We start from the raw sequence: 24900 nt of genomic DNA, 5'->3' as shown, positions 1-24900 counted from the left end.
CGGCCGGGGGCCGGGGCCTCGATCAGAGGCCCTTGCCGCCCAGGTGCTTGCGCTTGCGGGGGCTGCGGACGCCGTGGAACTTGGGGCGGCGGCCCTTGGCGATGGGCGAAGAATTGGCCTTCTTCCGCCACTTGCTGCTCTTGCGATTCTTCGTCTTGGACTTCATGGCGCCCTGCCCGTTTCTATCCGGAATCTCGATTCGAACCCGTTTCGAAGAGAGGCGATTATGCCATCGCCCCGCCCCGGATGCAACCCGAGTCAACCTTGCGGGCCGCGGGGCTCGACGATCCTTAGGGTGAAGACCCCGCTGGATTGGCCGACGTGGCCCATCTCGTCGAGCGCCCGGATGCGCAGGCGGTACGTCCCCAGGTCGAGCGGCCGGCTGAACGTGATGGAGTAGCGGCCGTTCGTCCCCGACTGGGCCTCGCCGTAGACCTCGCCGCTGGCGTCGTCGAAGATCTGCAGCTGGGCGCGTGACTCGTAGGAGCCCACGAACGTCGGCTGGGCCACCCTCGAGATGTTGGTGCGGGGGTCGGCCTGGGTGCCGGAGTCCCGGGCGATCGTGGGCGCGGCGGGCGCGGGCATCGGCCGGCCGACGATCAGGGTCATCTGCAGGACCAGCGCGTAGTCGTTGGTCGTGAGGAAGACGGGCAGCCCCTGCGACGTGTTGACGGTCGTCGCCAGCGATTCCAGGTTGGTCGCGATCGTGTCGATCGCCTCGGTCGACGCCCCCGCCGAGACGAGGACCTGCGTGAACGCGTTGTTCAGCGCCCGGGCGTCCTGGGCGCGGAGCGAGGGCCGGCTGACGACGTCGCGAAGGACGCCGTTGAACGTCTCGATCGTCTCCGGGGCGGCCGCGCCCAGGGTGCTGATCGTCTGACGCATGCCGTCCTGGATCCCGCCGATCAGCGACTGCGGCAGGACCCGGTTGGGCGCGGTGGCCCGCATGTTGATCGGGATCCGGTCGATCCGCTCCAGCTTCTGCTGGATCGTGTAGGGCACGTTGCCGGCGGCCGTGGTCGACGCGGCGTTGGTCGGGACGGGGTTGGCGGTGGTCGCCGTGGAGAGCATCATCCGGGTCTCCATGCCTTCCGGCCCGGGAATGAATCGGCGGCGGTCCATCACACCAGTCTCCTTGGCGGATACGTCGCGACGCGCGGTCGGAAAGGTCCGGCCGCGCCGGCCGTCGACGGGGCGCGAGGGTCGCCGGAAGAAGACGTGGCGTCCGGCCCCCCGCCCGGGGAATTCGTTCGATCTTCGCGAGATGTCGCCCGGAAGTCCGCGATCGGGCCTCGGGCAGGCGGGATCTCTACCAGAAGCCCGCGATCCCGCCTAGAGCGACTTGGGCGAGGCGCGGCGACTCGGCCTCGTCGGCGGGCCCTGGGAATCGCCCGACGGGCCCTGCTATGATGGCCTTCGCGGCTCGCGCGGCCCGGCTCCCCTCCCCCGCCCTTCGCGTCCCGCCCCCATCTTCTTCCCTTCCGGATCCGCCCGTTCGATCGACCCCCTTGGAGGACGCTCATGCTTCGCATCCGCGGAACGGCCCTGGCGCTCGCCGCCGTGGGCCTGCTCGGGATCATCCCGCGCTCGTCGGCCCAGGCCCCCGTCCCCACCCCGCCCGCCCAGGCCGAGGCCAAGACGGACGACGCCCCCAAGCCGGCGGGTGAGGGCGAGGCCAAGCCCGAGACCCCCAAGCCCCCCGCCGACCCCATCGACCGCATCAAGGAAGAGGGCGAGAAGCGCTCGGAGGTCATGGCGACATTGAGCACCCTGACCGACGTCATCGGCCCCCGGCTCACCGGCTCGCCCGCCCTCAAGCGCGCCAACGAGTGGACCCGCGACGCCCTGACGAAGTGGGGCCTGGAGAACGCCCACCTGGAACCCTGGGGCCCGTTCGGCCGGGGATGGACCCTCAAGCGGTTCTCGGCGCAGGTGACGGAGCCCCAGTGCATCCCCCTGATCGCCGTGCCCAAGGCCTGGTCCCCCTCGCTCGACGGCGTGCTGACCGCCGAGGTCGTCCACCTCGACGTCAAGACCGAGGCCGACTTCGAACGCTACAAGGGGAAGCTCCAGGGGAAGATCGTCCTGACCGGACCGACCCCCGACGTCCCCGCCCGGTTCGAGCCCCTCGCCTCGCGCAAGACCGACAAGGAGCTGCTCGACCTGGCCGACGCCGCCGAGCCCGGCGCGGGCCGCGGCGGGCGGCCTCGCCCCCCCGCCCCGCCGGCCTCCCCCCCCGCCGAACCCGCCGCGCCCGGCGTCCCCCCGGCGACGGCCGCGACCCCGCCGCCGGCCCCCGCCCGCACCTTCCCCGCCGACATGCGGGCGCAGATGGAGCTGGCGTCGAAGCGCCAGCGGTTCCTGGCCGGGGAAGGTCCCGCCCTGCTGATCGATCCCAGCCGGAGCGGCGACGGCGGCACGCTGTTCGTCCAGTCGGCGTCGATCCCCGGCCCGCCCCCGGGCGAGCCTCGCGGCGAGGGAGCCGCGCCGCTTCCCCGTCGCGTCTCGGTCTGGGAGAAGGACGCCCCGAAGGCGATCCCCCAGCTCGTCATGGCGAAGGAGCACTACAACCGCCTCGTCCGCATGCTCGCGAAGGGCGAGACCTTGAAGATGACCGTCGAACTGGCCGTCGAGTTCCACGAGGAAGACCTGAACGCCTACAACACCGTGGCCGAGATCCCCGGGACCGACCTGAAGGATGAGATCGTCATGCTCGGCGGCCACCTGGACTCCTGGCACGGCGGCACCGGCGCGACCGACAACGCCGCCGGCTGCGCCGTGGGGATGGAGGCCGTCCGCATCCTCAAGGCGCTCGACCTCAAGCCCCGGCGGACGATCCGCCTGGCCCTTTGGACCGGCGAGGAACAGGGGATCTTCGGCTCGAAGGCCTACGTCGACGAGCACTTCCGCAAGCGGCCCGAACGCCAGGGCCTCGGCGGCCCCGGCCCCGACGCCCCCGAGGCGACGGCCGAAGACAAGGAGGAGACGAAGCCCGAGTACGAGAAGCTCTCCGCCTACTACAACCTCGACAACGGCACCGGCAAGATCCGGGGCGTCTACCTGCAGGGGAACGAGGCGGTCCGGCCGATCTTCCGCAAGTGGCTGCAGCCGTTCCGCGAGATGGGCGCCCAGACCCTCTCGATCGCCAACACCGGCGGCACCGACCACCTGCCGTTCGACGCCGTGGGCCTGCCCGGCTTCCAGTTCATCCAGGACGAGGTCGAGTACGACACCCGCACCCACCACTCGAACATGGACGTCTACGACCGGGCCCAGGCCGACGACCTGAAGCAGGCGTCCATCATCATGGCCGCGTTCGTCTACAACACGGCGATGCTCGACGAGAAGCTCCCCCGCAAGCCCGCCCGGACCCCCGCCCGCCCCGAGGTCCGCGCCGCGGCCGTCGCCGCCCCCTGACCACGCCGGCGGCGCCCCGGACCCCGACGCCCCTCCCCTCCGGGGAAGAGGAGCCGGAGGTCCGGGGAGCCCATGAACCGGAGGCCGAACGATGGATCCGATCTCCGCCAAGCTCCAGTCCCTTGGCTACGCGCCGGCGCCCTGGCGGGTGGCCGCGACCGAGGAGTTCGTCAGCTCGTTCGAGCGGGATCGCGGCCTGCGGCTCCCCGCCGCGTACCGCTCGTTCCTGCTGGAGTTCGGGGCGATGATCGGCGAGGCGAAGTGCGACTTCCTGGAGCCGATCACGCCGGTCGGCCAGACGTGCGGCGTCGACCTCTTCTATGGTCGCGCCGCCCCCGACGCCCAGGTCTACGACGTCCGGTGGGCGACCGACGCCGCCGGGCTGGCCCCGGAGTTCGTCGCGGTCGCAAAGGCTACGTGGGGGTTCTGTATGGTGGTCGTCCGCTGCGGAGGGCCGGACGACGGGAGCGTCTACCTCCTCGACGCCGACCAGCGCTCGCTCTGGCCGGACGAGGAGTTCCGGCGGATGTTCCCCGCCCTCCACCCCCGGATCGAGGACTACCTGGAGAGGCGACGCGCCGGCCGTCTCCCCGCCAAGCCCGCCGGATACGAGAGCCTGTACCTGGTCGCGCGAGACCTCGACGAATTCCTCGCGAGGCTGGAGCCCGTCACGTACGACGACGACTCGGACTCGGGCTGAGGTAGGGGCGGCGGGCTTCGAATCGCTCGCATCGATTCATCATGTCCTTGTGCCGCGCGAATGACGCCTGTAAGATCGCGACGTTTTCGGGCGACGGGCCCGACGGGGCGGCGGGCGACGACGGCGGGGCGATCCATGAGCGACGCGGCGCGGGACTTTTCGAAGGCCGGGTTCGTGAAGACGTACGTCCTGCCGGGCGTGCTGGCGTTCCTGATCCCGGTGCTGGCGTTGGCGTTCTTCCTGCACGCCCAGGCGCGATACGACGCCCAGGCGCGCGACGGGATCCTGGCGGGGCTCCGGGCGGACGCGAGCCTGACGGAGGAGGAGCGGGCGAAGGCCGTCGCGTTCTTCGAGGAGCATCCGCTCTCGGAGCTGATCCAGATCGAGGCGTTGGCGGACGAGTTCAATCTCGACTCGACGGTGCGTTTCTACTTCGCGACCTTCCGCTGGATGATCCGGCTGTCGGCGCAGTCGATCGTCGGGGGCCTGGTGGTGTTCGTGATCGCGGGGCTTTGCGTCGTGGCCTCGCGGTGGTCGCAGCGGGCGCAGTATCGGGCCCTGGCGATCGGCTGGCAGGTCCTGCGGGTCTACGGGGCGGCGCAGGCGATCGTCTCGGGCGTCCTGATCCTGGCCCTCTCGTTCTGGGTGACGGCGCTCTGGTTCAACTTCTACTCCATCAAGATCGTCGGCGTCGCCGGATTCCTGGCCTTGGCCGGGGCGATCACGGTGATCAAGGCGATCTTCCAGAAACCGGACTCCACCCTCCACGTCGAGGGGAAGGTCCTCGACCCGGCGGGCTCGCCGCGACTCTGGGAGGACCTGCGGGCGATCGCCGAGAAGGTCGGCACGGCCCCGCCCGACAACGTCATTGTGGGGGTCGACGACAACTTCTTCGTGACCGAGGGCCCGGTCCACGTCGACGGCGAGGTCTGCCGGGGCCGGACGCTCTACGTCAGCCTCGCCCTCCTGAAGCAGATGTCCGGCGCGGAGGCCGACGCCGTCGTGGCCCACGAGATGGCCCACTTCAGCGGCAATGACACGCTCTACTCCAAGAAGACCGGGCCCCTGCTCGCCCGGTTCGGGCTGTATCTCAAATCGCTCTCCGAGAACCCCATCGCGGTGCCCGTCTACCTCTTCCTGAACGCCTTCCGGGCGCTGTTCGAGCTTTCGCTGGGCGAGCAGAGCCGGAAGCGCGAGTTCCGCGCCGACGTGATCGCGGCCGAGACGACGACCCCCCGCGACCTCGCCTCCGCGCTGCTGCGAATCTCGGCGTACTCGGACTACCGGGGCAGGATCCAGCAGGACCTGTTCGGCCGGCAGCACGCGCTGGAGACGGCCGACATCTCGGCCCGGCTGGAGCGAGGGTTCGCCGAGCACGCGGTCTCGTTCGCCTCGAACCCGGCCCTCGGCGAACTCGCGACGGTCCACCCGTTCGACAGCCACCCGCCGCTGGCCCAGCGCCTTGAAGCCGTCGGCGTGCCGATCCGGTCGCACGACGTCTCGACGCTCGTCGCCTCGCCCGGCGACGGCCGCTGGTACGACGCGATCGACGACGCCGAGGAGATCGAACGCGCCCAGTGGCGGGAATTCGAGGAGAAGTTCCGCGACGTGCACGAGGCGACGCTCCCCTACCGCCTGCTCCCGGAGAGCGAGGAGGAGCGCGAGATCGTCGTCCGAAGCTTCCCGGAACGCACGTTCGAGGGCAAGAAGGGGACGCTCGTCCTCGACTGCATCGCCCTCCACTACTCCGCCTGGCCCGACGGGATCGCCTTCTCCGAGGTCGCCGGCATGATGTTCGACGGCCCCACGCTCGTCATCAACTACGACCGCGACGGCCGGCACGTGGCGAAGATCCCGACCAAGACCTTCGCCCCCCTCCAGGTGGAGGCGATCCAGGCCATAGAGTCCTACTACGGCCGCTACCTCTCCGCCGCCGCCTGGCGGAAGGCGAAGCGGGAGCAGGCGGACGCCGAGACGACTTGAGGGGCGAAGATCGCCGCCGTGGACGAAGACGGCGACGCTCCTCGTCGGACCTAGCCGAGCCGGTGCGACGCCGATCTCGGACCAGGATCAGGCCGCTTGCCTCCGCCGAGTCCGCGCGAAGGCGAGGACGCCGACCACGCCGAGCCCGAGCGCCGAGATGCTCGCAGGCTCGGGGACGCTCCGGAGGGATGCCTGGAAGACCCCGTCGCCCGAGGACGTCAGGTTCAGCCGCCCCGCATCGGTGGCGAGGAGCGAGACGTTGAAGTAAGTGATCGGGGCCGTCAGCGGGCCGAAGGGCGTGCCCAGGAAGTAGGACGCGAGCAGCGGGGACGTCAGGTTCACGTAATCGGCGGCGTTGTAGTCCCCCACCCCGACGGCCGTGTTGGCCCGATTGACGAAGACGAAGACGGGATCGGTGATCGTGGCGAGCCCGAGGCCGGCGATCTCAATCGTCGCGGTCATGTCCAGGATGACCGAGGAGTCGGCGCCGAACGAGATCTCGTCGATGTCGTCCGTGTCCGCGAGTACGGAGAACGTATAGGCGGAATCGGTGAACGACGCCCCACCCAGCTCGCCGCTCCCGACCCCGCTGAAAGTGTACAGGACCGGCTCCGCACAGGCGGTCGGGCCGCCCAAGGCCCCGAGTGCGATCAGGATCGGAATGGCGAAGGTTCGGAATCGGGCCATGGAGAGGACCCCCCAGATGAAGACGAGAGAAATGGCTCGGACGCGACGGGGCCCGAGGCAGGCGCATGAGACCACTCCCTTGCCTTCCGATCAAGGCAGTCGATTTTAAACCACAATCGCTGCCTGGCGCGCCGGGCCGGCGGTCATGCGGGCCGGTCTCGCCACCATTCGAGGGCCCGCGTCGTCCACCTCCAGGCGATCGCCGCCCACAAGGCGAAGGCGAATGCGAAGAGGGCCCCGAGCACCAACCGCCCGATCCAGTCGTTACGACGCCCGAGGAAGGGATAGATCAGGACGAAGCCGACGGCCCCCAGGGCGATCGCTTGAACCGGCCAGGGCGGGCTCATGGGAGGTCTCATGGTTCTCCGCCCTCGGCTGCGGTGCACGGTCGACCGGGCCTGGAGCCCCCGGCCGGGTCATCGGCCGGGGGCGATCGCCGTTACAGCCCCGCGCCGGGGCGGCCGACGACCTCGCGGACGTCGGTGCGGTCCTTGCGGGCGCTGATGGCGTTGACGGCGTTGAGGTAGGCCAGGGCCGAGGCCTCGATGATGTCGGTGGACGCGGCGCGGCCGCGGAAGCTGGCCTCGCCGCTCTCGACTTCCAGCTCCAGGGTCACCTCGCCCTGGGCGTCCTTCCCCTGGCTGACGCTGCGGACGACGAACTCGTGCAGGTTGGCGTGGACGCCGGTCACGCGCTCGACGGCCTTGAAAATCGCGTCGACCGGGCCGTCGCCGATGGCCGCGTCCTGGACGATCTCGCCGTCCGGGCGCTTGATCGAGACCGTGGCCGTGGGGAGGACGCTGGTGCCGGCCGTCGTGTGCAGGCTCAGCAGCTGCCACGAGGCGGGGACGGCGTCGCCCAGGTGCTTCTCGATCAGGACGGCCAGGTCCTCGTCGTAGATCTCCTTCTTCTTGTCCGCCAGCGCCTTGAAGTCGTTGAAGACGACCTCCACCTGCTCGTCGCTCAGGGTGTAGCCCATCTCGACGACCCGGTCGCGCAGGGCGTGGCGGCCCGAGTGCTTGCCCAGCACCAGGTCGGTCTGGGGGACGCCGACGTCCTCGGGACGCATGATCTCGTAGGTCGAACGGTTCTTCAGCATGCCGTCCTGGTGGATGCCGGACTCGTGCGCGAACGCGTTGCGGCCGACGATCGCCTTGTTGCGCTGGACGGCCAGGCCGGTAATGGAGGAGAGCATCCGGCTGACGGGATACAGCCGCTCGGTCTTGATGGTCGTGTCCACGCCGAAGTAGTCGTGGCGGGTCCGCAGGGCCATCACCACCTCTTCCAGCGCGGCGTTGCCGGCGCGTTCGCCGATGCCGTTGATGGTGCACTCGACCTGCCGGGCGCCGGCCTGGACGCCGGCCAGGCTGTTGGCGACGGCCAGGCCAAGGTCGTCGTGGCAGTGGGTGCTGACGACCGCCCGGCCGATGTTGGGGACGTTGGCGATCAGGTCGGCGATCATGGCGGCGTACTGGCCGGGCATCAGGTAGCCGACGGTGTCCGGGATGTTCACCGTGGTCGCGCCGGCGTCGATGACCGCCCGGATCACCTCGCGCAGGAACTCGGGCTCGGTGCGGGCGGCGTCCTCGGGGCTGAATTCGACGTCCTTGCAGAGCGCGACGGCCCGGCGTACGCCGGCGACGGCCCGCTCGACGACCTGCTCGCGGCTCATCCGCAGCTTGTGCTCGCGGTGGATCGGCGAGGTGGCCAGGAAGACGTGGATCCGCGGCTTCTGGGCGAACTGAACGGCCTCCCACGCGCGGTCGATGTCGCGGTCGTTGCAGCGGGCCAGGCCGCAGACGGTCGAGCCGGCGACCTCGGCGGCGATGGCCCGGACGGCCTCGAAGTCGCCCACCGAGGCGATCGGGAAGCCGGCCTCGATCACGTCGACCCCCAGCCCGGCGAGCGCCCGCGCGATCTCCAGCTTCTCGCCCAGGTTCATGCTCGCGCCCGGCGACTGCTCGCCGTCGCGGAGCGTGGTGTCGAAGATCCGGACGCGGTCGCGGCCGGTCTCGGCCTCGGGGGCGGCGGGGCTCGGGTTCGTCGGGGGGGCGGCCGTCGGGTCGGGGGCGGTCATGGCTGGGCTCGTTCCTTGTTCGTTCCGGGCGCGGCCGCGGTCGTTGGGAGGCGACGTGGGCCCGCGCGAATCGCTGCATTCAGTGTACGCCGCTTCTCGGTCCGCCCGCAAAGGCGAAAGCGAGGTCGGGACGCCCGGTCGGAGGTGGTCGGGGCCGGTCGTCGAAAACGAAGAAGCCCCGAGATCCACCGTTCGGGTGAGTCTCGGGGCTTCGCTGTTCGACTTTATCGAAGAAGCTCGCCAGCCCTAAGACGACCCGACCTGAAGGCCGAGAAGGCCCAGCAGGAGGAGGTCGAGGCTGGTGAGCGACAGGATCATTCGGGCGGCTCCGGGATCGGTCGCATCGGCATGATGGACCGGTACGATCCTAGGCGGACTGGGCTTCGCGGTCAAGGGCGTCGCTCTTCCTTCGCGGCGGTCGCCCCGCCGGCCCCAACGCGGCGACCGGCCCGCGGTCGGTCCCCCGGGCCTTTCAATCGATGCGTCGGAGTTGCGTCGATGCGGCGTCAGGTCGCCTCCCGAGGGGCCTCGGCCATCGCCTTCTTCGGGCGGACGTGCTTGTCGGAGAGGGCGACGAGCCCGATTTCCTGGAGGTAGCGCTTGATCTCGCGATAGTGCTCCACGGATGCGAAGGCGAAGCAAGTGGTGACGCAGCGAGGGCGGGCGTAGCAGACGCCGAAGGTCGAAGCATAGATCCCGGGTACCGCATCCGCGCCGCCCGGCGAGGCCCTCCACCGGAACACGACGTGTTGATCGAGGCTGAAATCGCGGACGTCGCCCCGGCCGCGCAACTCCGGCTCCAGCGCCTCCAGCCACCGCACCGCGTCCCCGAGCGACGCCGCTGGCAGCTTTCGCGTCACGAATCGCAGGGTCCTGCCGTCGGGGGTCGACATCTCGACATCCTCCCCCTGGCCGGCGACGAGCGGCGAGGCGTCGAAGGCCGCCGTGACCGCATCGGACGATCCGGCCTCGCAGGTCACCCTCCACTCCGTCTCCCCGGGGTCGAGGATCAAGGCCCGCTCGCGCAGGAAACGCTCGGAGCGCTCGAAGAGCTGCCAGGCCGAGAGTCGCCCGACCCCATGGCCCCAGATCTGGCCCTTCGGCGGCATGTAGGTGATCGGCATCGGCGCTGGTCCTTCTGGCGTTCGATCCCCTTCCCCGGACCGATCCGCCGCCGAATCACCCTATCACGACCCGTCACGGCGATCCATCCGGCGGGCGACTCGATGCGAGGGCCTCGGCGAGGAGCGACGACCGATCCCGGGATTCGCACGGGGACGATTACCGGCGGTGGCCGATGGGCTGTCGGAACGAGCTGCCGTCGCCGGCAGGGAGGAGCGTTAGGCCATGAACTCGGCGGCCGTCTCGTCGAGGGTGCCTCCGGCGTCGAGGGCGAAGGCGACGGAGAACGACCTCAGGGTCGAGCGCGGGACCTGGAAAGCCCGGCCCGAAGCGGAGTTGGGCAGGGTGGGCTTTGCCCACCAAGTCCGGAACGAAGAGGTGGGCGGCGCCCGCCCTACTGGACTCACGAGGCGAACCACCGGAGGTCCCGCTCCTTCGCCGGGGCGACCTCGACGCAATTCCGCCCCCGGGCCTTCGCCCGGTAGAGCGCCTCGTCCGCACGCCTGAGCAACGACTTGGAATCGTCCTGCCGGGAGAACTCCGCCACGCCGAGGCTGGCCGTGACCGAGCCGACCTCGTCGAACCGGTGCTGGGCGATGGCTTGCCGGATCTTCTCGGCCACGTTCGCCGCCGCGTCCAGCCTCGAATGCGGGAGGAGCACTAGGAACTCCTCGCCCCCCCAGCGCCCCGCGACGTCGACGCGGCGGATGCTGTCGACCACCAGCCGCGCGCAGCTCTGCAAGACCCGGTCCCCCGCGTCATGACCGTGGTTGTCGTTCACCTGCTTGAAATGATCGAGATCGAAGAGGATCAGCGAGAACGGGGAGTCGTATCTCCTGGCCCGCTCGAGATCCCCCGCCAGCCTCCTGGAACATTCCACGCGGTTGGCGACGCCGGTGAGGCCGTCGGTCGTGGCGAGGACGCGAAGCCGCTCCTCGACCCGCTTGCGCTCGGTCACGTCCCGGACGAAGCAGAAGATCAGCTTCCGGTTCTTGAAGAGGGCCCCGTTGGTGCTGATCTCCACGTCGATGACCGTCCCGTCCTTCCGCCTGTGCCGGGACTCGAAGTGATCGCCCGACGCGTTCACCGACCGGAGCTTCTCACGCACCTGCTTCCTTTCGAAGACGAGGTCCCAATCCCACACGCTCAGCTCGTGGATCTCGTCCTCCGAGTAGCCCAGGAGCTGGGAATACATCTTGTTCGCCGCGACCACGCGGCCATCCATGTCGAGCACGACGATCCCGTCTCGCGACTGCTCGAACAGGATCCGCCAGACAGCCATCTCGTCCCGGATCAGCTCCTCAAGCTTCTCCCCCGCCGCGAGCAGCTGCCCGAAAGCCCGGCCGCGCCCCGTCTGCCCCCCGCACCAGTCGCCGACCGTGAGGAACGCCCCGATCATGTCGGCCAGATAGGTGGTCATCCGGACTTCGTCGTCCCGAAACTCCCGCACGCCGCCCACGTGTTCGAGGCAGAGCACGCCGGCCAGCCGGCCGTCGACGCGGACCGGCGCGTCCAGCAGCGCCCCGATGCCCAGCGGCCCGAGGTAGGAATCCGCGAATTCGAAGGTGCGCGGGTCGGCCCGCGCGTCGACGGCGGCGATCACCTCCTCGGATTCGAGCGCCTTGAAGTACGCCGGACTTCGCCCCGCCGGCAATCGCATACCGCTCGAATGACGTTTCGACTCCGACTCGTAGAGGTCCTCGCAGACGATGGTCCGCTTCGCCCTGTTGTACCGCCAGAAGCTCACCCGCGCGATGCCGAGCGCGGACGAGGTGGCCTCGGTGACCCCTCGGATCGTCCGTTCGAGATCTCCCCCGTACTCCCGCCACAATCGGCTGATGTCGGCCAGCGCCTGCTGCTGCCGATCCAACCATCGGACGGGTTTCCGGTTCGTGATTTGGACGCGCGGTTCGGTCACGACGGCACCGTTCTCACGTCCCGCAACCCCCCACCCCTGGGGACGCCGCTTGCGGAGGATGGAGGACCCGGCGAGGAGGAGGACAATTTCGGCGGTCTCGGGAACGTCCCGCCCACTCGCCGTTCTCTGCAGGTATTCTAGGTCACGACACCCGTCGTCGTACGCTTCCGACGGCGATCCAACCAGAATCCCGGCCGACCCGGACGCACGGCGGGGCGTCGCCGAAGCGGCGGGCCCCCGGTCGCTCCACGCGGTCCATCCTCCCGGGACGGCCCAGATGACCTCAGGCCTCCATAAGGCCCCGATCCTCCTCGCGCTGCTGGACCGGCTCCGCGACCGACTCGGTCCCGGCCGATTCGACGTCGTCGACCATTAGGAGGCGCGCCCCTGTTGCCCGAACGGCCGGGTGGCACGGGGTCTCCGAACCCGTGCCACCCGGAGGTCTCCCGTCGCTGTCCGGTGGCGGGATCACCGGGAGGCCGAGCCCAGGTGGCGCGGCTCCCCCGCACCGTCGCACCGGAAAGCTTCCCATCGGCGAAGCAGACCGTCGACGGACCCGAACCCGGAAGCCGAGAGGACGTCTATCTTCGTACTCGAAATGAAACCCCGCCTGACGATCGGGCCGCGGGGAAGGCGGCGGTCGTGGAGGTTGAATGCTCGGGGCGATCGCCGGCGACGTCATCGGCTCGGTGTACGAGGGCAAGAAGCGGTGGCTCGTGGAGCGGTCGCCGTACTTCCGGCCGCTGTTCGCGGCCAGGGCTCGCTTCACCGACGACACGGTGCTCACCGCGGCCGTCGCCGATTGGCTGCTCCACGGCGGGGACCTCGCCGCCCTGTTGAAGGACTACCACCGCCATTATCCGGGGGCCGGGTTCGGCGGCGACTTCAAGAGGTGGGCGGAGTCCGAGGAGACCGGCCCGTACAACAGCTGGGGGAACGGCGATGCGCGTCGGCCCCGTCGCCTGGGCCTTCGAGACGCTCGCCGAGGTCCTGAAAGTCGCGAAGGAAACCGCGCGGGTGACCCACGACCACCCCGAGGGGGTCAAGGGGGCGCAGGCGACGGCCGCGGCGATCTTCCTCGCCCGGTCGGGGGCCGCCAAATGGGAGATCCGCGAGGAGGTCGAGCGGCGGTTCCAGTACGACCTTTCGTTCCGCCTGGACGACGTCCGGCCCTTCCACGTCTTCGACTCGTCCTGCCAGGGCACCGTCCCGCAAGCCCTCGTAGCCTTCCTGGAGTCCGAGGATTATGAAACCGCCGTCCGCCTGGCCGTCTCGCTCGGAGGGGACTGCGACACGCTGGCCTGCATCGCCGGGGCCGTCGCGGCGGCCTTCCACGGCGGCGTCCCCGGCCCGATCCGGGAGCAGGCCCTGGACCGGCTGGACGACGACCTGGCCGGAGTCGTCGCCGCCTTCGAGGCCCGTTTCCCCCCGTCGGCGGGGTAGGCCTGACGGCACGCGGAGATCGACTTTCACAGTGGTGATCGCTCGGAAACCCTGGGCGTGAGGCAGTGCATGGTCGAGTGGGTCGAACTGCGGCCGCCGTGGGGTTGGAAGGCGTTCGACCGGAGCGGCGAGGTGATCGCTCTCCTCGGGTCGCGGCTGGCTGAGGATACCTCGGCTTCACGGCCGGGACCTCGGCCTGGGAGCATCGAGGCGAGCCCGAGGGGATGATCCTCGTAGCCTACGCCGGCAACTCGATCACCGAGCTTCGGGTTTCGGGCGAAGCGGTCGCGTCGGGTAAGATGGAGATGGACGTACCCTCGGGGCGAGGCCGAAGCATGGGCGATTACGGCGATTTCTCGACCCGATGGGTCAGGCAGACCCTGCCGCCGGACTTTCGCGGGGGCGTCCTGCGCGTGGAGACGCCCGACCCGGACCATCCCAGGGCGGGCCGGATCGCCCGCAAGCGGTTGTTCGCCATCTACGACGAGAACGCAGACCTCGCCGGGACGATCCTCCGGGCCCTGCACGATGGGACCCTGAGCATCGAGCAGGCCGCCGACCTGGTCCGCGAGCGGGGTGTCGGATATCACATCCGGATCTGCGCGACGCCGGACGACCTGATCTCCGCGATCGATCAGATCCTCTCGTCGACGCGCGTCAACGCCTGGGACGACGGCGGCCGACACGCCTGGGACGAGAAAGGGTACTTCGTCAACGTCTTCTGGCGGGAATGAGGCGACTCTTCGATCCGATCCCTGATGCAGGAAGGGGGGTGCCATGGGCGCGACGCCGATTCACACCGAGGCCTCGACATCGACGATCGACGTGGCCCCGCCGTCGACGGCCCGGGACGTCTTCCTGACCTGGGAGAAGTGGCTGCGCCCGGCCTTCAACGTGATCCTCGCCGGTGTCGCCGGGCTGGTCCTCCTGAACTTCTCGGCGACGTCGCATCCCTTGCCGATGAACGTTCGGACGTACTTTCACTTCGCCTCTTGGGCGGTCGCCGCCAACCTCCTGTTCACGGCCGGACCGCTCGCGGACCTTTACCTCGCGGTGCTGCTCGGCAGGCGTTCCGTGGTCGCGACCGGCGTCCTCTTCACGTTCGGCACGTTGTTGTCCATGATGCTCGTGCCGATCTCGCTGAATTGGCTCTGGGCGATGGAGCACCCGGGGCTCGGAGCCGTCGATTGACCGGGACGACGGGACGCCGCGTGCCACTCGTCCTCGGGACCCGGGAGGCTTTCCGGCCGTCCCCCGACGAGGCGGCTTGACGCGGCCGATCGCGGTCCTTAAGCTGTCAGCTTGCCACAAGGTCGGCGAGATACCACTCCGGCGGGGCCGCGCCCGGCGCCGTCCGTGCAACCTTTTTTTACGTAAGCGGCTGAGGACAGAAGGTTTATGCCCCGTAAGAAGTTCGGACGCAACCGCAAGAATCGCTGCCGGTTCTGCACCCGCGAAGGCTGCCCCCGCCCGGCCTATGTCGACTACAAGGACATCGGGCTGCTGAAGAAGCTGTGCACCAACCAGAGCAAGATGTTCTCCCGCAAGCGGAGCGGCAACTGCGCCGCCTTCCAGCGGGCCTCGAGCGCCGCCGTCAAGCGGGCCCGGTTCATGGCCCTCCTGCCGTACGTCGGCGAGTAAGTCGGCCGGGCCGATTCGGGGCGGGTGCCGGGCTTTTCCGGCCCGCCCGCCGCGTCCGGTCCGCACCCGGCCCTTGCCGCCGTCGCCTCAGCCCTTCGCGGCCGGGGCGTAGAACGCCCGGAATCGGCGTTCGATCTCATCGACGGGCGTGCCGAGGCGGTCCTCCAGCGATCGCCCCGAACCCCGCTTGATGCGCCCGCGATACGCGTCCCGGACGTAGTCCAGGAACGGCTCGCGGTACGCCCCCCGGTCGGCCTGCATCAGGAAGACCGCGAGCGCCATCGCCTGCTGGTAGTTGACGAAGATCCGCTCGTCGCGGTTGAACGCGGCCTGGTCCTGGCGGAGGAACTCCTCCAGCCGCAGGAACTTCCGCGCGCCGAGCGAGCGCACCGCCTCCTCCAGTCGAGCGCCGGCCATCCCGCCGACCTCGATGCTCCCGTCCTCGCGCGGCGTGACGGTCTCGAAGTAGGTCCCCAGCCCTTCGAAGACCCAGTAGTCGCCGGCGTTGGCCAGGTAGGCGTTGCGCCCGGCCGACTCGAACAGGAGCTGGTGCGAGACCTCGTGATAGAGGGTCGCCTCGACGGGGAGCTGGCCGTCGGCGTCGCGGAAGAAGTAGGCAGGCCGGCGGTTGCCCTGGCCCTGCCGGGGCGGGTCGTAGTAGCCGAGGCTTTGCGAGGCGACCTGCTCGCCGGCTACGGGCCGCATGCGCTCGTGGTACTCGTCGCGGTCGGCGTAGTAGACGACCTGGTGGGGGCGGTAGCTCGCGTCGGGCTGGAGCGCAGGCGACCTGAATCGGCGGGAGAGCGGGAGTTCGTCGCCCACGACGTCGGCCATCAGGGCGAAGAAGAGGTCGTGGAACGCCTCCAGCCGGCGGCCGAACTGGATGGCCTCGGCGAGCGGCACGTCGGCGCGGATCTCGAAGTGCTCGGTGTTGATCTGCCAGGGGGTGCGCCAGGTCGATCGCAGGCGGTCGGCCTCGGCGGCGGGGAGCCAGGTCGTCGCCTTCCCCCGGACGGCCGGCGCGGGGAGTTCGCCCAGCTCCAGGTGGACCACCCAGTCCTCGGGCACCCAGCCGTAGGTCGGATGCGAGACGTTGCCGTCCTTGAGCTGGCGGACGGCGAAGGGGCGCGCCCAGCCGCCGTCGTGGGGGACGTAGCCCAGCAGGCGGCGGGCCTCGGCGTGGTCGGGGAGCCGGGCCAGGGTCTCGCGGAGCGCGATCCCGGCGCGGGCCATGTGGGGGGGCTCGGCGGTCGCGGCCCGCTTCGCCAAATCGAAGAACGCCTCTCCGGCGGGCTTGCGGATCGCGTCGATCTCCTTCCGCCAGGCGGCCTCGGCCGCCGGCAGGCTCGAAAGCCCGGGCCGCGCCTCGACCACGTCGGGGAGCGGGAGGATCAGCGTGGCGCTCCCCTCCGGCTCGGGAGGGGCCAGCTTGAGGACTTCGGCGGCGCCGTTGGGGTCGCCCTGCCCCTTCAGCCGGTCTGCGAGCGCCCGGAGGGAGTCCGACTCACGCATGCGGATCGCCCGGGCGTCGGTCTCCAACTCCTTCGCCCGATCGGCGTCGGCCGTCGGCGGGGGGACCTGGAGCGTCAAGGCCAGAGCGGCGAGGAGGATCGGGAACATTGCGGCGCGGGTCTCCTGGGGGCTCGCCCGGCGAGAGGATGCGGTCGGCTCTCGCTTTCTCGATTATTCGGGACGAGGGGGGCCGGCCGCGACCCCGATTCGCCCGTCGCGACGGCCGAGGGTTGGCCTGGACGGCCTGGGGGAAGGCTCGCACAATGCGGGCCTCGACGGGGTGCGGGGGGTCTGCGCCCGACGGGCCGTCGGCCCGAGGTCCTGACACGGAGGAGAGGGACATGAACGCGATGCGTCCTCGGATCGGAACCGCGCTCGGGCTGATCGTCGGACTGGGACTCGGCGTGCTGCTTGCGGGAGGCCGCCCGCAGACGCTGCAGGCGGGGGGTGGCGATCGCTCGGGCGAGTCGATTCTGACGACCGGCCCGATCGCCGTCCGCTACGACGAGGGGAACAAGATCCAGGTGCCGGAAGACGCCCTGTACTACCTGGACTACAAGGCCGGCAAGCTCAAGGCCACGATCCCCAGCTACCGCCAGACCGTGGGGGGCACGCGCCACCTGGAAGCCTTCGCCGAGCGCGACCTGGTCGCCGATTTCGCGCTCGACGTGGACAACGGCCCGAAGCCCCGCTTCCTGATGACCACCGGCCAGCTCGGCACGCTGGGGGCGGGCTGGGCGCCGCTGTTCGTGGTCGAGACGGCCACCGGCAAGGCCGCCGTGTACAAGGTGCAGCACCTGCCCGGCGTGCGGAACCAGGTGCGGATCGACCTGCTGGAGATGCGTTCGACCGATCCGGCCGACGACGCCGCCGCCGCGGCCGGCCTCGCGCCCCTGCGGCGCTGAGGAAGGCCGGGCCGCGTCGCGTTCGTTCAGAGCGGGGCCGCCGGGGCCACCGAGCCGCCGATGGGCCGCGACCCCGCGGGCGCCGGCGGGGCACCGGGGCCCCCCTGCGGCGCGGCCCCGCCCTCGCCCCCCTCGCCGCCGCCGCTCGCCTCTTCGAGGATGGCGCCTTCGCCGTAGGGGCGGGCTTCCTGCTTGTCGAGCAGCCACTTGCCGCGGGGGTCGAACAGGTTGACCGGCACCACCTGGTTGCCGGTCTTGCCGTAGGTGGAGTAGGGGTCGCGCACGCCCGAGCCGTAGGTGGCGAAGATGTCACCGGTGACGTACTGGAAGAAGCCGAGCCAGGCGTGGTCGACGCCCATGCCGAACGGCGGCTTGGTGTTGTAGTTGATGTAGCCGAAGATGTTCTTGTGGACCGGGGCGGCGTGGAACGCCACCAGGATGATCCCGAACGTCACGACGGTGGTGGCGAAGGCGAAGACCAGCCGCGTCGCGTGGTAGACCGGGTTCGGGAACCGGACCATCACCGGGGCGAGCGTCTCGGTCGCCAGGCGGAGGATGAAGACGGAGACGCAGAAGATCAGGAGCATCGCCAGGGTCTCGGAGAAGCTCCAGCCGATCCCGGTCGAGTCGATGAGGTTCGCCAGCGGCTCGAAGAAGTTGAACGCGATCAGGCCGCCGAAGAGCACGTTGAAGAACATCAGGGCCGCGCCCCAGGCGCCTTCGCTCGTCAGGACGTAGGTCATGAAGAGCATCAGGGCCACGAGGAGCGTGTCGAGCAGGGCTGGAGGCACGGACATAAGCGAGGTCCCGTTCTGCGTTGGGGATGGTCGATCGGCGGCGTTCGTTCGGTAGGCCGGGCCGGTCGCGGTCACTTGACGACGCGGAGCAGCTCCTCGATCGAGGTCCGCCCCTGGATCACCTGGCGGAGGCCGTCCTCCTGGAGATAGATCATGCCGCCGCGGCGGGCCTCGGCCTTGATCTTGGTCAGCGAGGGGTTCTCGCGGAGCAGCTCGCGGATCGGCTCGGTCAGGACCAGGAGCTCGAAGATGCCGGCGCGGCCGTAGTAGCCGGTGCCGCCGCACTGCGGGCAGACCTGCTCGGGGTTCTCGGGCCGGCGGTAGAAGACGTCGACCTTGTCGGCGGGCAGGTTGGCCTTCTTGAGGAACTCGGGCTTGGGCTTGTAGGGCTCCTTGCAGGCGTCGCACAGCAGGCGGACGAGCCGCTGGCCCAGCACCGCCGAGAGGGCCGAGGCGATCATGAACGGCTCGACCCCCAGGTCCAGCAGCCGGAAGAGGGCGGTCACGGCGTCGTTGGAGTGGACCGTGGAGAAGACCATGTGCCCGGTGTTGGCCGCCTGGCAGGCGATGTTGGCCGTCTCCTGGTCGCGGATCTCGCCGATCATGATGACGTCGGGGTCCTGACGCAGGATCGACCGCAGGCTGGTGGCGAAGGTCTGCCCGGCCTTGGTGTTGACCTCCATCTGGGTGACGTTGTCGATGTGGTACTCGATCGGGTCCTCGACCGTGATGATGTTCCGTTGGAAGCGGTCGATCTCGCGGAGGGCCGCGTAGAGCGTGGTCGACTTGCCCGAGCCGGTGGGGCCGCACGAGAGGAACATGCCGTGGGGCTGGGTGACCAGGCTCTTGACCTGCTCGACGAGCTTGGGCCGCATCCCCAGGTCCTCGAGCTTGCTCACGCCCGACGAGTTGTCGAGGATCCGCATGACCAGCTTCTCGCCGGCCTTCGAGCCCGACGTGGCCACGCGGAAGTCCAGGTCGCGGGCCTGGAGCTTGGCGCCGAACGAGCCGTCCTGCGGCTTGCGCTTCTCGGAGATGTCCATCGCCGAGAGGACCTTGAAGACGTTGATCACGGCGTCGCCGGTGGCCCGGTCGAACGGCTCGGCGGCGTGGAGGATGCCGTCGATCCGATAGCGGACCGAGAGCTGGTCGGCGGTCGGCTCCAGGTGGATGTCGGTCGCGCGGCGGAGGGTGGCGTCGTAGACCAGCTCCTTGGCCGCCATGAACGACCGCGACTCCTCCGCCTGGCGGATGCGGGCGGGGTCCTCCTTGGCGGCCGACCCGGAGGACTTGCCGACGAAGACGATCGGCGGCCCGGCGCGGTCGATGCTCCCCATGTTCTTGTTGAACCAGGGCCGGGTCCCCAGCCGCGCCAGGACGTCGTTGGCGACCTCGCCCAGGTGGTAGGGGGTTAGCACCTTCTGGTCGTCGGCGACGGTCTGGTTGCGTATGAACACGTAGGTGAGGATCGGCACGAAGTAGGCCAGCAGCAGCAGCCCCAGGCCGACCGGGTAGATCGGGATCGAGAAGACCATCGCCAGCCCGAGCACGCCCGAGAAGAAGATGACGCTGTTCCAGGTCTCGAACTTGGGGTTGTTCAGCTCGCGGCCGTCGTGCTCCACCCAGTCGGTCGTCCAGGTCCAGAGCAGGTAGACGACGATCACCGGGATGAACTTGAATAGGTTCAGGTAGAAGCCGGGGCCGCGCGGCGGGAGGGGCGCCGACTCGGCCTGGGCGAGCAGCGGATTGAGCAGGTCGGCGGCGTCGGCCCCCGAAGCGACGCCGAGCGTCCCGAGCAGAAACGTCGCGAGCACCAGAGACGGACGAATCATTGCTGACCTTTCTTGCGTGCTTTGATCCCGGGGGAGGCGTGCTATCGGGGCGGCGTCGGTCGGGCCTCGGCGGGCCGGGGGCCGCGACTCGCCGGGCGTCGCCCGCCTCGCGACGCCCCCGCCGGACGGCCCCGGCGGGCTCGCCGGGGCCTCGCGGCTCTTAGAGGATACCAGGCTGGTTGATCGTAATCCCCTTGAGGGCCATTTTCAAAGCCTCGGGCTGCGGCGCCACCTCGAAGGCCACCGCCCGCTCGATCTTCTCGGCCACGACGAGCTGACGGAGGCTCTCGGTGAAGTCCATCATCCCCTCCTCCTTGCCGATCCGGATGGCGTCGCCGAGCTTGTTGTCTTCCTCGTTGAGGATCAGCTTCCTGACCGTGGGGTTCAGCCGCATGATCTCGTTCGTCGGCACGCGCGTCACCCCCTTGTCGGCCCACTCCTTCGTGGTGGGCAGCAGCTTCTGGGCGACGACCGCCTTGAGGTTGAACGCCAGCGACTGGCGCAGCGACGAGTGCATGTCGCGCGGGAATAGGTCCAGGAGGCGGCCGATGGTCGACGGGGCCGTGCCGGCGTGGATCGTCGCGAAGACGAGGTGCCCGGTCTCGGCGGCGTGCATGGCGGCGCTGAAGGTCTCCCGGTCGCGCAGCTCGCCCACCAGGATGATGTCCGGGTCCTGACGCACCGCGTGCTTCAGCGCGATGTCCCAGTCCTTCACGTCGATCCCCACCTCGCGCTGGTTGATGATCGACTTCTCGTCCTTGTACGTGTACTCGATCGGGTCCTCGACGGTCACGATGTGCATCCGCTCGCGTTCGTTGACGTACTGGAGCATCGAGGCGATCGAGGTCGACTTCCCGGAGCCGGTCACGCCGGCGAAGATGATGATCCCCTGGTCGTTCTGGGTGATCTCGGCCAGCACGGGGGGCAGGTGCAGCTGCTCGAACGTCGGGATCTTGTTGCTCACCCGCCGGGCTACCAGGCTGAGCCGGCCGCGGGCCCGGAACAGGTTGACGCGGAACCGCGTCTCCACGTCCCCGTCCAGGATGATGTGCGCGAAGTCGACGCCCCCGTCCTCCTCGAGAATCCCGCGCTGCCTGTGGTTGAGCAGGGGGAACATCAGCCGCTCCATGTCGGCCAACGTCAGCGGCGGCAGCTGCATCTGCCGCAGCACGCCGGCCAGCCGCATCGAGGGGGCCATGCCCACCTTCAGGTGGAGGTCCGACCCCTGGTACTTGATGCACATCCGGAACAGCTTGTTGGCCTCGGGCTCGTTGGCCGGCGCTTCGATCGTGGGGTCGACGGCGGTGGACATGGGCTCTCCTCGGTCGGTCGGGTCGGTTGCGTGTGGGGTCGTCGGGGATCGATCGGACGGGCGCCGACGCGCGGGCCCCTTCAGGACGCCCGGATCGGCGTCGCCGAGGCCGGGGGCGAGGTCGGCGGCCGGCGCACCGGCACGCCCCGCCCGGCCAGGTAATCCTTGGTCTCCCGGATCGAGTACTCCTTATAGTGGAAGATGCTCGCGGCGAGGGCGGCGCTGGCGCGGCCCTCGTCGAGCACGGCCCGCAGATGCTCGGGGCTGCCGGCCCCCCCCGAGGCGACGACCGGGACCTCCACGGCGTCGGCCACGGCGCGGGTCATCTCCAGGTCGTAGCCGTTCTTCGTGCCGTCGGCGTCCATGCTGGTCAGGACGATCTCGCCGGCGCCCAGACGCTGGACCTCGACCGCCCACGCCACGGCCTCCAACCCGGTGGGGATCCTCCCGCCGTTGATGTGGACCTCCCAGACCTCGCGGCCTTCCCGCTCGACCCGCTTGGGGTCGATGTTCACCACGATGCACTGGCTGCCGAACTTGCGGGCCGCCTTGCGGATCAGCTCCGGGTCGCGGACCGCGGCCGAGTTGATCGAGACCTTGTCGGCCCCCGCCTTCAGGAGCGCCCGCACGTCGTCGAGCGTGCGCACCCCGCCGCCGACGGTCAGGGGCATGAAGCAGACCTCGGACGTGCGCCGGACCACGTCCCAGAGGATCTCGCGCTCCTCATGGCTCGCGGTGATGTCGAGGAAGACCAGCTCGTCGGCCCCTTCCTCGTCGTAGCGGCGGGCGACCTCGACCGGGTCGCCGGCGTCCCGGAGGTTCAGGAAATTCGTCCCCTTGACCACGCGGCCTTGGTTGACGTCGAGGCAAGGGATGATCCGCTTGGCCAGCATGCGCGACCCCATCGCGGCGCCCGGCCGGGGCGACGGCCCCGTCGCGAGCCCGAACCGATTCCGACGTGTGCAGTTACGTCCGAGTACGAGACAAGAGCGACGAGTTATTCTATAACACCCGTCGGATGCAGCCTAGAGGGTGGACGAAAGATCCCGGGCCCCGCCTCCGGGCCCCCGCAGCGGGCTCTCTGGGCCCCTCCCCGGCCCGGCTCTCGCGACGTTGGGGCCCCTCTTGCGGCCCGGGCCGTCCCAGGGCCGGCGACTGCCACCCGCTGCCCGCCCGTCGTCCTCCGGCGACTCCCGAGTCGTCGTCACGCGACGTCGTTCGGCGACGGTTCGCGACCGTCCCGATCGCGCCAGCGACGTGACGCCGCGACCCGGGCGGGACGGGGCCCCCCGGCGGCGGACGATCTCCGACCGAAACAGGATGAAGAGGCATTTACTTTCCCTGATACGACGCACGCGACCGAGATCGCTCGCGAAGTCCGGGAGGCGGACCCATCGGGCCGCCGCGTCGCGGCGCGTGGGCGTGGGATGGGGAGGTTTTGCTGGCGGAATCGTCTCGAACAGGGGCGTTTCGGCGGCGTTGACGCCGCGGGAGCCCTCCCGTTTGCGTCGCCTGAGGTCGGTAGAATTGAGATGCGTCGACCCATGGATGATGGCCCGGGTCGGCCCCGACGCGCCTCCTCGACGACCCCGACCGGAGCCCCTGGGCCCGGGCCGGCCCCGCCGGCCGCGACGGCTCGCGAGGGGGCGTGGCGGCCGGCTTTCGGCTGCCTGTCTTGGAGTTGCGCCGCCACCGGATTGTCACGGCGACGCACTCCTGCGGCCGTCATGCGAGGAGATGTAGAGAAAAGGACATCAGCACGCAAGTGGTCCTGACCGAGGGGTGAAATTTATCAACATTCAGGAAAAACCGTTTGCGTTTTCTGGAAACGTGTCCCATTTTGGCACCCTGTGCGAGTCGTGTCGGGGATACGGCGAGGAATCCATCCCGGATTCGGGTTTGACCCCGGCGATTACGGGCGCGGCGTGGTGCCGCGTCGCTCGCACAACCCAAGGGAGTTTTGACCATTGGCCAGTTTCACCTTTGAGTTTCGCGCCGTGACCCGGTTGATCCTATCTTTCGTCGCCGTCATCGCGGTCGCCAGCCAGGCCGAAGCTCAACAGTACTACTACACCACGGACGGTTCCGCGGCCCCCGCCCCGGCCCCCACCTATACGACCCCCACCTACACTTACCAGGTCCCGCAGGCCGCCGCGCCCCAGCCGGTCTACCAGGTCGCCCAGCCGACCCAGTACGTCCAGCAGCCCGCGGCGACGCAGACCTACCAGGCGGCTTATGCCGGCATGGATGCGACGGGCCAGCCCGTCCAGGCGGCGGCCGCCCCGGCGGCCGCTTACGGCGACCCGTACGGCTTCGTGAATTGGCTCAACGGCGTCCGGGCCTCCTACGGCCTGGGTGCGGTCGGCCACGACCCGAACCTGTCGAGCTGGGCGGCGATGAATAACAACCATCAGGCGTCGCAAGGCCTGGGTCACCATGTGATGGGCCCGGCCCGCCGCCAGAACTCGGCGATGGGCGGCTTCCCCGGCATCGAGGCGATGTGGATGGCCTCGCCCGCCCACCGCGCGGCCCTGCTCGACCCGACGATCACCTGGGTCGGCATCGCCGGCGCCGGGGCCTGGTGGACCTTCAACGCCAACTGAGCGCCGTCTCGCCGTCGCGACGGCTCCGCCCCGATGTCCGGGGCCCGATGCCTGACTAACTGAGCAACCGACCGACGGGCGACTCCCGGCGCGTGGAAGGAACGCGCGCCGGGGGGCCCTCGGAGGGAACGATCGGCCTCAACCTCAGAGGAAGAACGCCCCGCGGACGCCCGAGAGGATCGCCTGCTCCAGATTGGGGTCGCGGCCCCGGGCGATCCATCCCACGGCCACCGGCACGGGACCGACGGTCTCGCGGGCCCGGTTCACGGGGAATTCGTTGTTGAACACGGCCCGGCCCATCATCTGGCGGTCGGGCTTCACCATGTCCTCCAGCTCCTTGTGGACCTCCACCTTCACGAGGAAGCCCCCGTTCGGGGCCGGGTCGACCTTGATGATCGCGAACCGCCGGATCGTCTGCAGGGTCGCCTCGACCCGGTCCTGCATGGTGACGGCGTCGCCCAGCCACGGCTCCAGCACCGTGGCGCTGATCTTCGGCTCGGTGACGATGGTCCGCGAGAGCCGGTTCTCGGACGCCACCTCGAAATAGGCGCCGACCTCGGCCACCGTCTTGTTCCAGACCGCCTCGAAGTCGTCGATCGGGACCAGCAGCGGGTTCTCGGCCACCGGCTCGGGCGCGAAGACCCGCGTGACCCGCGACGTCGGGATCCATCCCGAGGCGCAACCCGCCTGCGCGAGCGTCAGGACGACGATCCCGAGCACCCCCGCCCCGTTCGCGACGATCCGCGTCTTTCGCATGATTCTGGGCCTCATCCTGCCTGGCCTGCCCGCCTCGCCGCGCCGCGACTTCTCTCGGGCGTCCCGATCGGGCCGTCCCGAGCCTTCGCGGCCGCATTCCTCAAGCTCTATCGGCGTTCCGACCCGTCCCCGGACATGAAAGCGGGGGGTCGGCCCCGGCGCGTGGAACCACGGCCGGGACGAGGAGACGCCGCA

21 protein-coding genes and 1 pseudogene are annotated in these 24900 nt (G+C 69.8%); 9 read left to right on the top strand and 13 right to left on the bottom strand.

Annotation, left to right across the window (positions count from 1 at the left end; genetic code table 11):
• Positions 1-22: 22 nt before the first annotated feature.
• Together G6O68_RS12825 and G6O68_RS12820 are read right to left on the bottom strand one after the other, a co-directional pair.
• Positions 23-166: a hypothetical protein gene (locus G6O68_RS12825; RefSeq protein ID WP_165248308.1), complete on the bottom strand. Its 144-nt coding sequence runs from the start codon at positions 164-166 to the stop codon at positions 23-25.
• A gap of 92 nt (positions 167-258) precedes the next feature.
• Positions 259-1122, bottom strand: coding sequence for an Ig-like domain-containing protein (locus G6O68_RS12820; protein WP_165248306.1), 864 nt, complete (start codon positions 1120-1122; stop codon positions 259-261).
• A 399-nt stretch (positions 1123-1521) separates the two neighbouring features.
• Here G6O68_RS12820 and G6O68_RS32790 point away from each other — a divergent pair, with 399 nt between their 5' ends.
• The 3 genes from G6O68_RS32790 to G6O68_RS12805 all read left to right on the top strand — a co-directional run bounded on the left by G6O68_RS32790 (position 1522) and on the right by G6O68_RS12805 (position 6100).
• Positions 1522-3417, top strand: a complete 1896-nt coding sequence (locus tag G6O68_RS32790) for a M20/M25/M40 family metallo-hydrolase (RefSeq protein WP_240911159.1) — start codon at positions 1522-1524, stop codon at positions 3415-3417.
• A gap of 91 nt (positions 3418-3508) precedes the next feature.
• On the top strand, positions 3509-4117 hold the full coding sequence (locus G6O68_RS12810) for an SMI1/KNR4 family protein (RefSeq protein ID WP_165248304.1): 609 nt from the start codon (positions 3509-3511) through the stop codon (positions 4115-4117).
• A gap of 135 nt (positions 4118-4252) precedes the next feature.
• On the top strand, positions 4253-6100 hold the full coding sequence (locus tag G6O68_RS12805) for a M48 family metallopeptidase (protein WP_165248302.1): 1848 nt from the start codon (positions 4253-4255) through the stop codon (positions 6098-6100).
• 87 nt (positions 6101-6187) lie between these two features.
• Here G6O68_RS12805 and G6O68_RS12800 read toward each other — a convergent pair whose 3' ends face one another.
• From G6O68_RS12800 to G6O68_RS12780, 5 genes are all read right to left on the bottom strand, one after another.
• Positions 6188-6787 (bottom strand): PEP-CTERM sorting domain-containing protein, encoded by a 600-nt coding sequence (locus G6O68_RS12800; RefSeq protein WP_165248300.1) that lies wholly within the window; start codon positions 6785-6787, stop codon positions 6188-6190.
• Positions 6788-6930: 143 nt separating this feature from the next.
• Positions 6931-7134: a hypothetical protein gene (locus G6O68_RS12795; RefSeq protein WP_165248298.1), complete on the bottom strand. Its 204-nt coding sequence runs from the start codon at positions 7132-7134 to the stop codon at positions 6931-6933.
• Positions 7135-7226: 92 nt separating this feature from the next.
• Positions 7227-8864 carry a 2-isopropylmalate synthase gene (locus tag G6O68_RS12790; protein ID WP_165248296.1) on the bottom strand — a complete coding sequence of 546 codons (1638 nt, stop codon included), beginning with the start codon at positions 8862-8864 and terminating at the stop codon, positions 7227-7229.
• A 506-nt stretch (positions 8865-9370) separates the two neighbouring features.
• Positions 9371-9988 carry a hypothetical protein gene (locus G6O68_RS12785; protein ID WP_165248294.1) on the bottom strand — a complete coding sequence of 206 codons (618 nt, stop codon included), beginning with the start codon at positions 9986-9988 and terminating at the stop codon, positions 9371-9373.
• A gap of 401 nt (positions 9989-10389) precedes the next feature.
• Positions 10390-11904 (bottom strand): sensor domain-containing diguanylate cyclase, encoded by a 1515-nt coding sequence (locus tag G6O68_RS12780; protein ID WP_165248292.1) that lies wholly within the window; start codon positions 11902-11904, stop codon positions 10390-10392.
• Between the two features lie 653 nt (positions 11905-12557).
• Between G6O68_RS12780 and G6O68_RS33580 the strand changes: the two are divergent.
• From G6O68_RS33580 to rpsR, 4 genes and pseudogenes are all read left to right on the top strand, one after another.
• Positions 12558-13347: pseudogene (locus G6O68_RS33580) on the top strand (ADP-ribosylglycohydrolase family protein).
• A 224-nt stretch (positions 13348-13571) separates the two neighbouring features.
• On the top strand, positions 13572-14081 hold the full coding sequence (locus tag G6O68_RS12770) for a hypothetical protein (protein WP_165248289.1): 510 nt from the start codon (positions 13572-13574) through the stop codon (positions 14079-14081).
• Between the two features lie 43 nt (positions 14082-14124).
• Positions 14125-14538: a hypothetical protein gene (locus tag G6O68_RS12765; RefSeq protein WP_165248287.1), complete on the top strand. Its 414-nt coding sequence runs from the start codon at positions 14125-14127 to the stop codon at positions 14536-14538.
• A gap of 207 nt (positions 14539-14745) precedes the next feature.
• Positions 14746-14988, top strand: a complete 243-nt coding sequence (gene rpsR / locus G6O68_RS12760; RefSeq protein WP_068413333.1) for a 30S ribosomal protein S18 — start codon at positions 14746-14748, stop codon at positions 14986-14988.
• Between the two features lie 87 nt (positions 14989-15075).
• Here the strand turns inward: rpsR and G6O68_RS12755 are convergent, their stop codons facing one another.
• The gene (locus G6O68_RS12755; RefSeq protein WP_165248285.1) at positions 15076-16608 is read right to left on the bottom strand and encodes a DUF1570 domain-containing protein; all 1533 of its coding nucleotides are present in this window, start codon (positions 16606-16608) and stop codon (positions 15076-15078) included.
• 233 nt (positions 16609-16841) lie between these two features.
• Between G6O68_RS12755 and G6O68_RS12750 the strand changes: the two genes are divergently transcribed.
• Complete coding sequence (locus G6O68_RS12750) at positions 16842-17405, top strand: hypothetical protein (RefSeq protein ID WP_165248283.1); 564 nt, start codon at positions 16842-16844, stop codon at positions 17403-17405.
• 26 nt (positions 17406-17431) lie between these two features.
• Here the strand turns inward: G6O68_RS12750 and G6O68_RS12745 are convergent, their stop codons facing one another.
• The 4 genes from G6O68_RS12745 to hisF form a co-directional block, all read right to left on the bottom strand.
• Positions 17432-18202, bottom strand: coding sequence for a hypothetical protein (locus G6O68_RS12745; protein WP_165248281.1), 771 nt, complete (start codon positions 18200-18202; stop codon positions 17432-17434).
• A 71-nt stretch (positions 18203-18273) separates the two neighbouring features.
• Complete coding sequence (locus tag G6O68_RS12740; RefSeq protein ID WP_165248279.1) at positions 18274-20034, bottom strand: GspE/PulE family protein; 1761 nt, start codon at positions 20032-20034, stop codon at positions 18274-18276.
• 160 nt (positions 20035-20194) lie between these two features.
• Positions 20195-21346 (bottom strand): type IV pilus twitching motility protein PilT, encoded by a 1152-nt coding sequence (locus G6O68_RS12735; protein WP_165248277.1) that lies wholly within the window; start codon positions 21344-21346, stop codon positions 20195-20197.
• 80 nt (positions 21347-21426) lie between these two features.
• Positions 21427-22239 carry an imidazole glycerol phosphate synthase subunit HisF gene (gene hisF / locus G6O68_RS12730; RefSeq protein WP_165248275.1) on the bottom strand — a complete coding sequence of 271 codons (813 nt, stop codon included), beginning with the start codon at positions 22237-22239 and terminating at the stop codon, positions 21427-21429.
• A gap of 1104 nt (positions 22240-23343) precedes the next feature.
• Here hisF and G6O68_RS12725 point away from each other — a divergent pair.
• Entirely contained in the window at positions 23344-23949 is a 606-nt protein-coding gene (locus G6O68_RS12725) for a CAP domain-containing protein (RefSeq protein ID WP_165248273.1), read from the top strand.
• Between the two features lie 144 nt (positions 23950-24093).
• Here the strand turns inward: G6O68_RS12725 and G6O68_RS12720 are convergent, their stop codons facing one another.
• A complete protein-coding gene (locus G6O68_RS12720; RefSeq protein ID WP_165248271.1) occupies positions 24094-24705 on the bottom strand; it encodes a hypothetical protein in 612 nt (203 codons plus the stop codon).
• Between the last annotated feature and the right edge of the window lie 195 nt (positions 24706-24900).

The sequence above is a fragment of the Paludisphaera soli genome, assembly GCF_011064595.1.
Classification (GTDB): domain Bacteria; phylum Planctomycetota; class Planctomycetia; order Isosphaerales; family Isosphaeraceae; genus Paludisphaera; species Paludisphaera soli.
The sequence above is the reverse complement of the archived record's forward strand: the minus strand, read 5'-3'. Positions and strand labels throughout refer to the sequence as shown.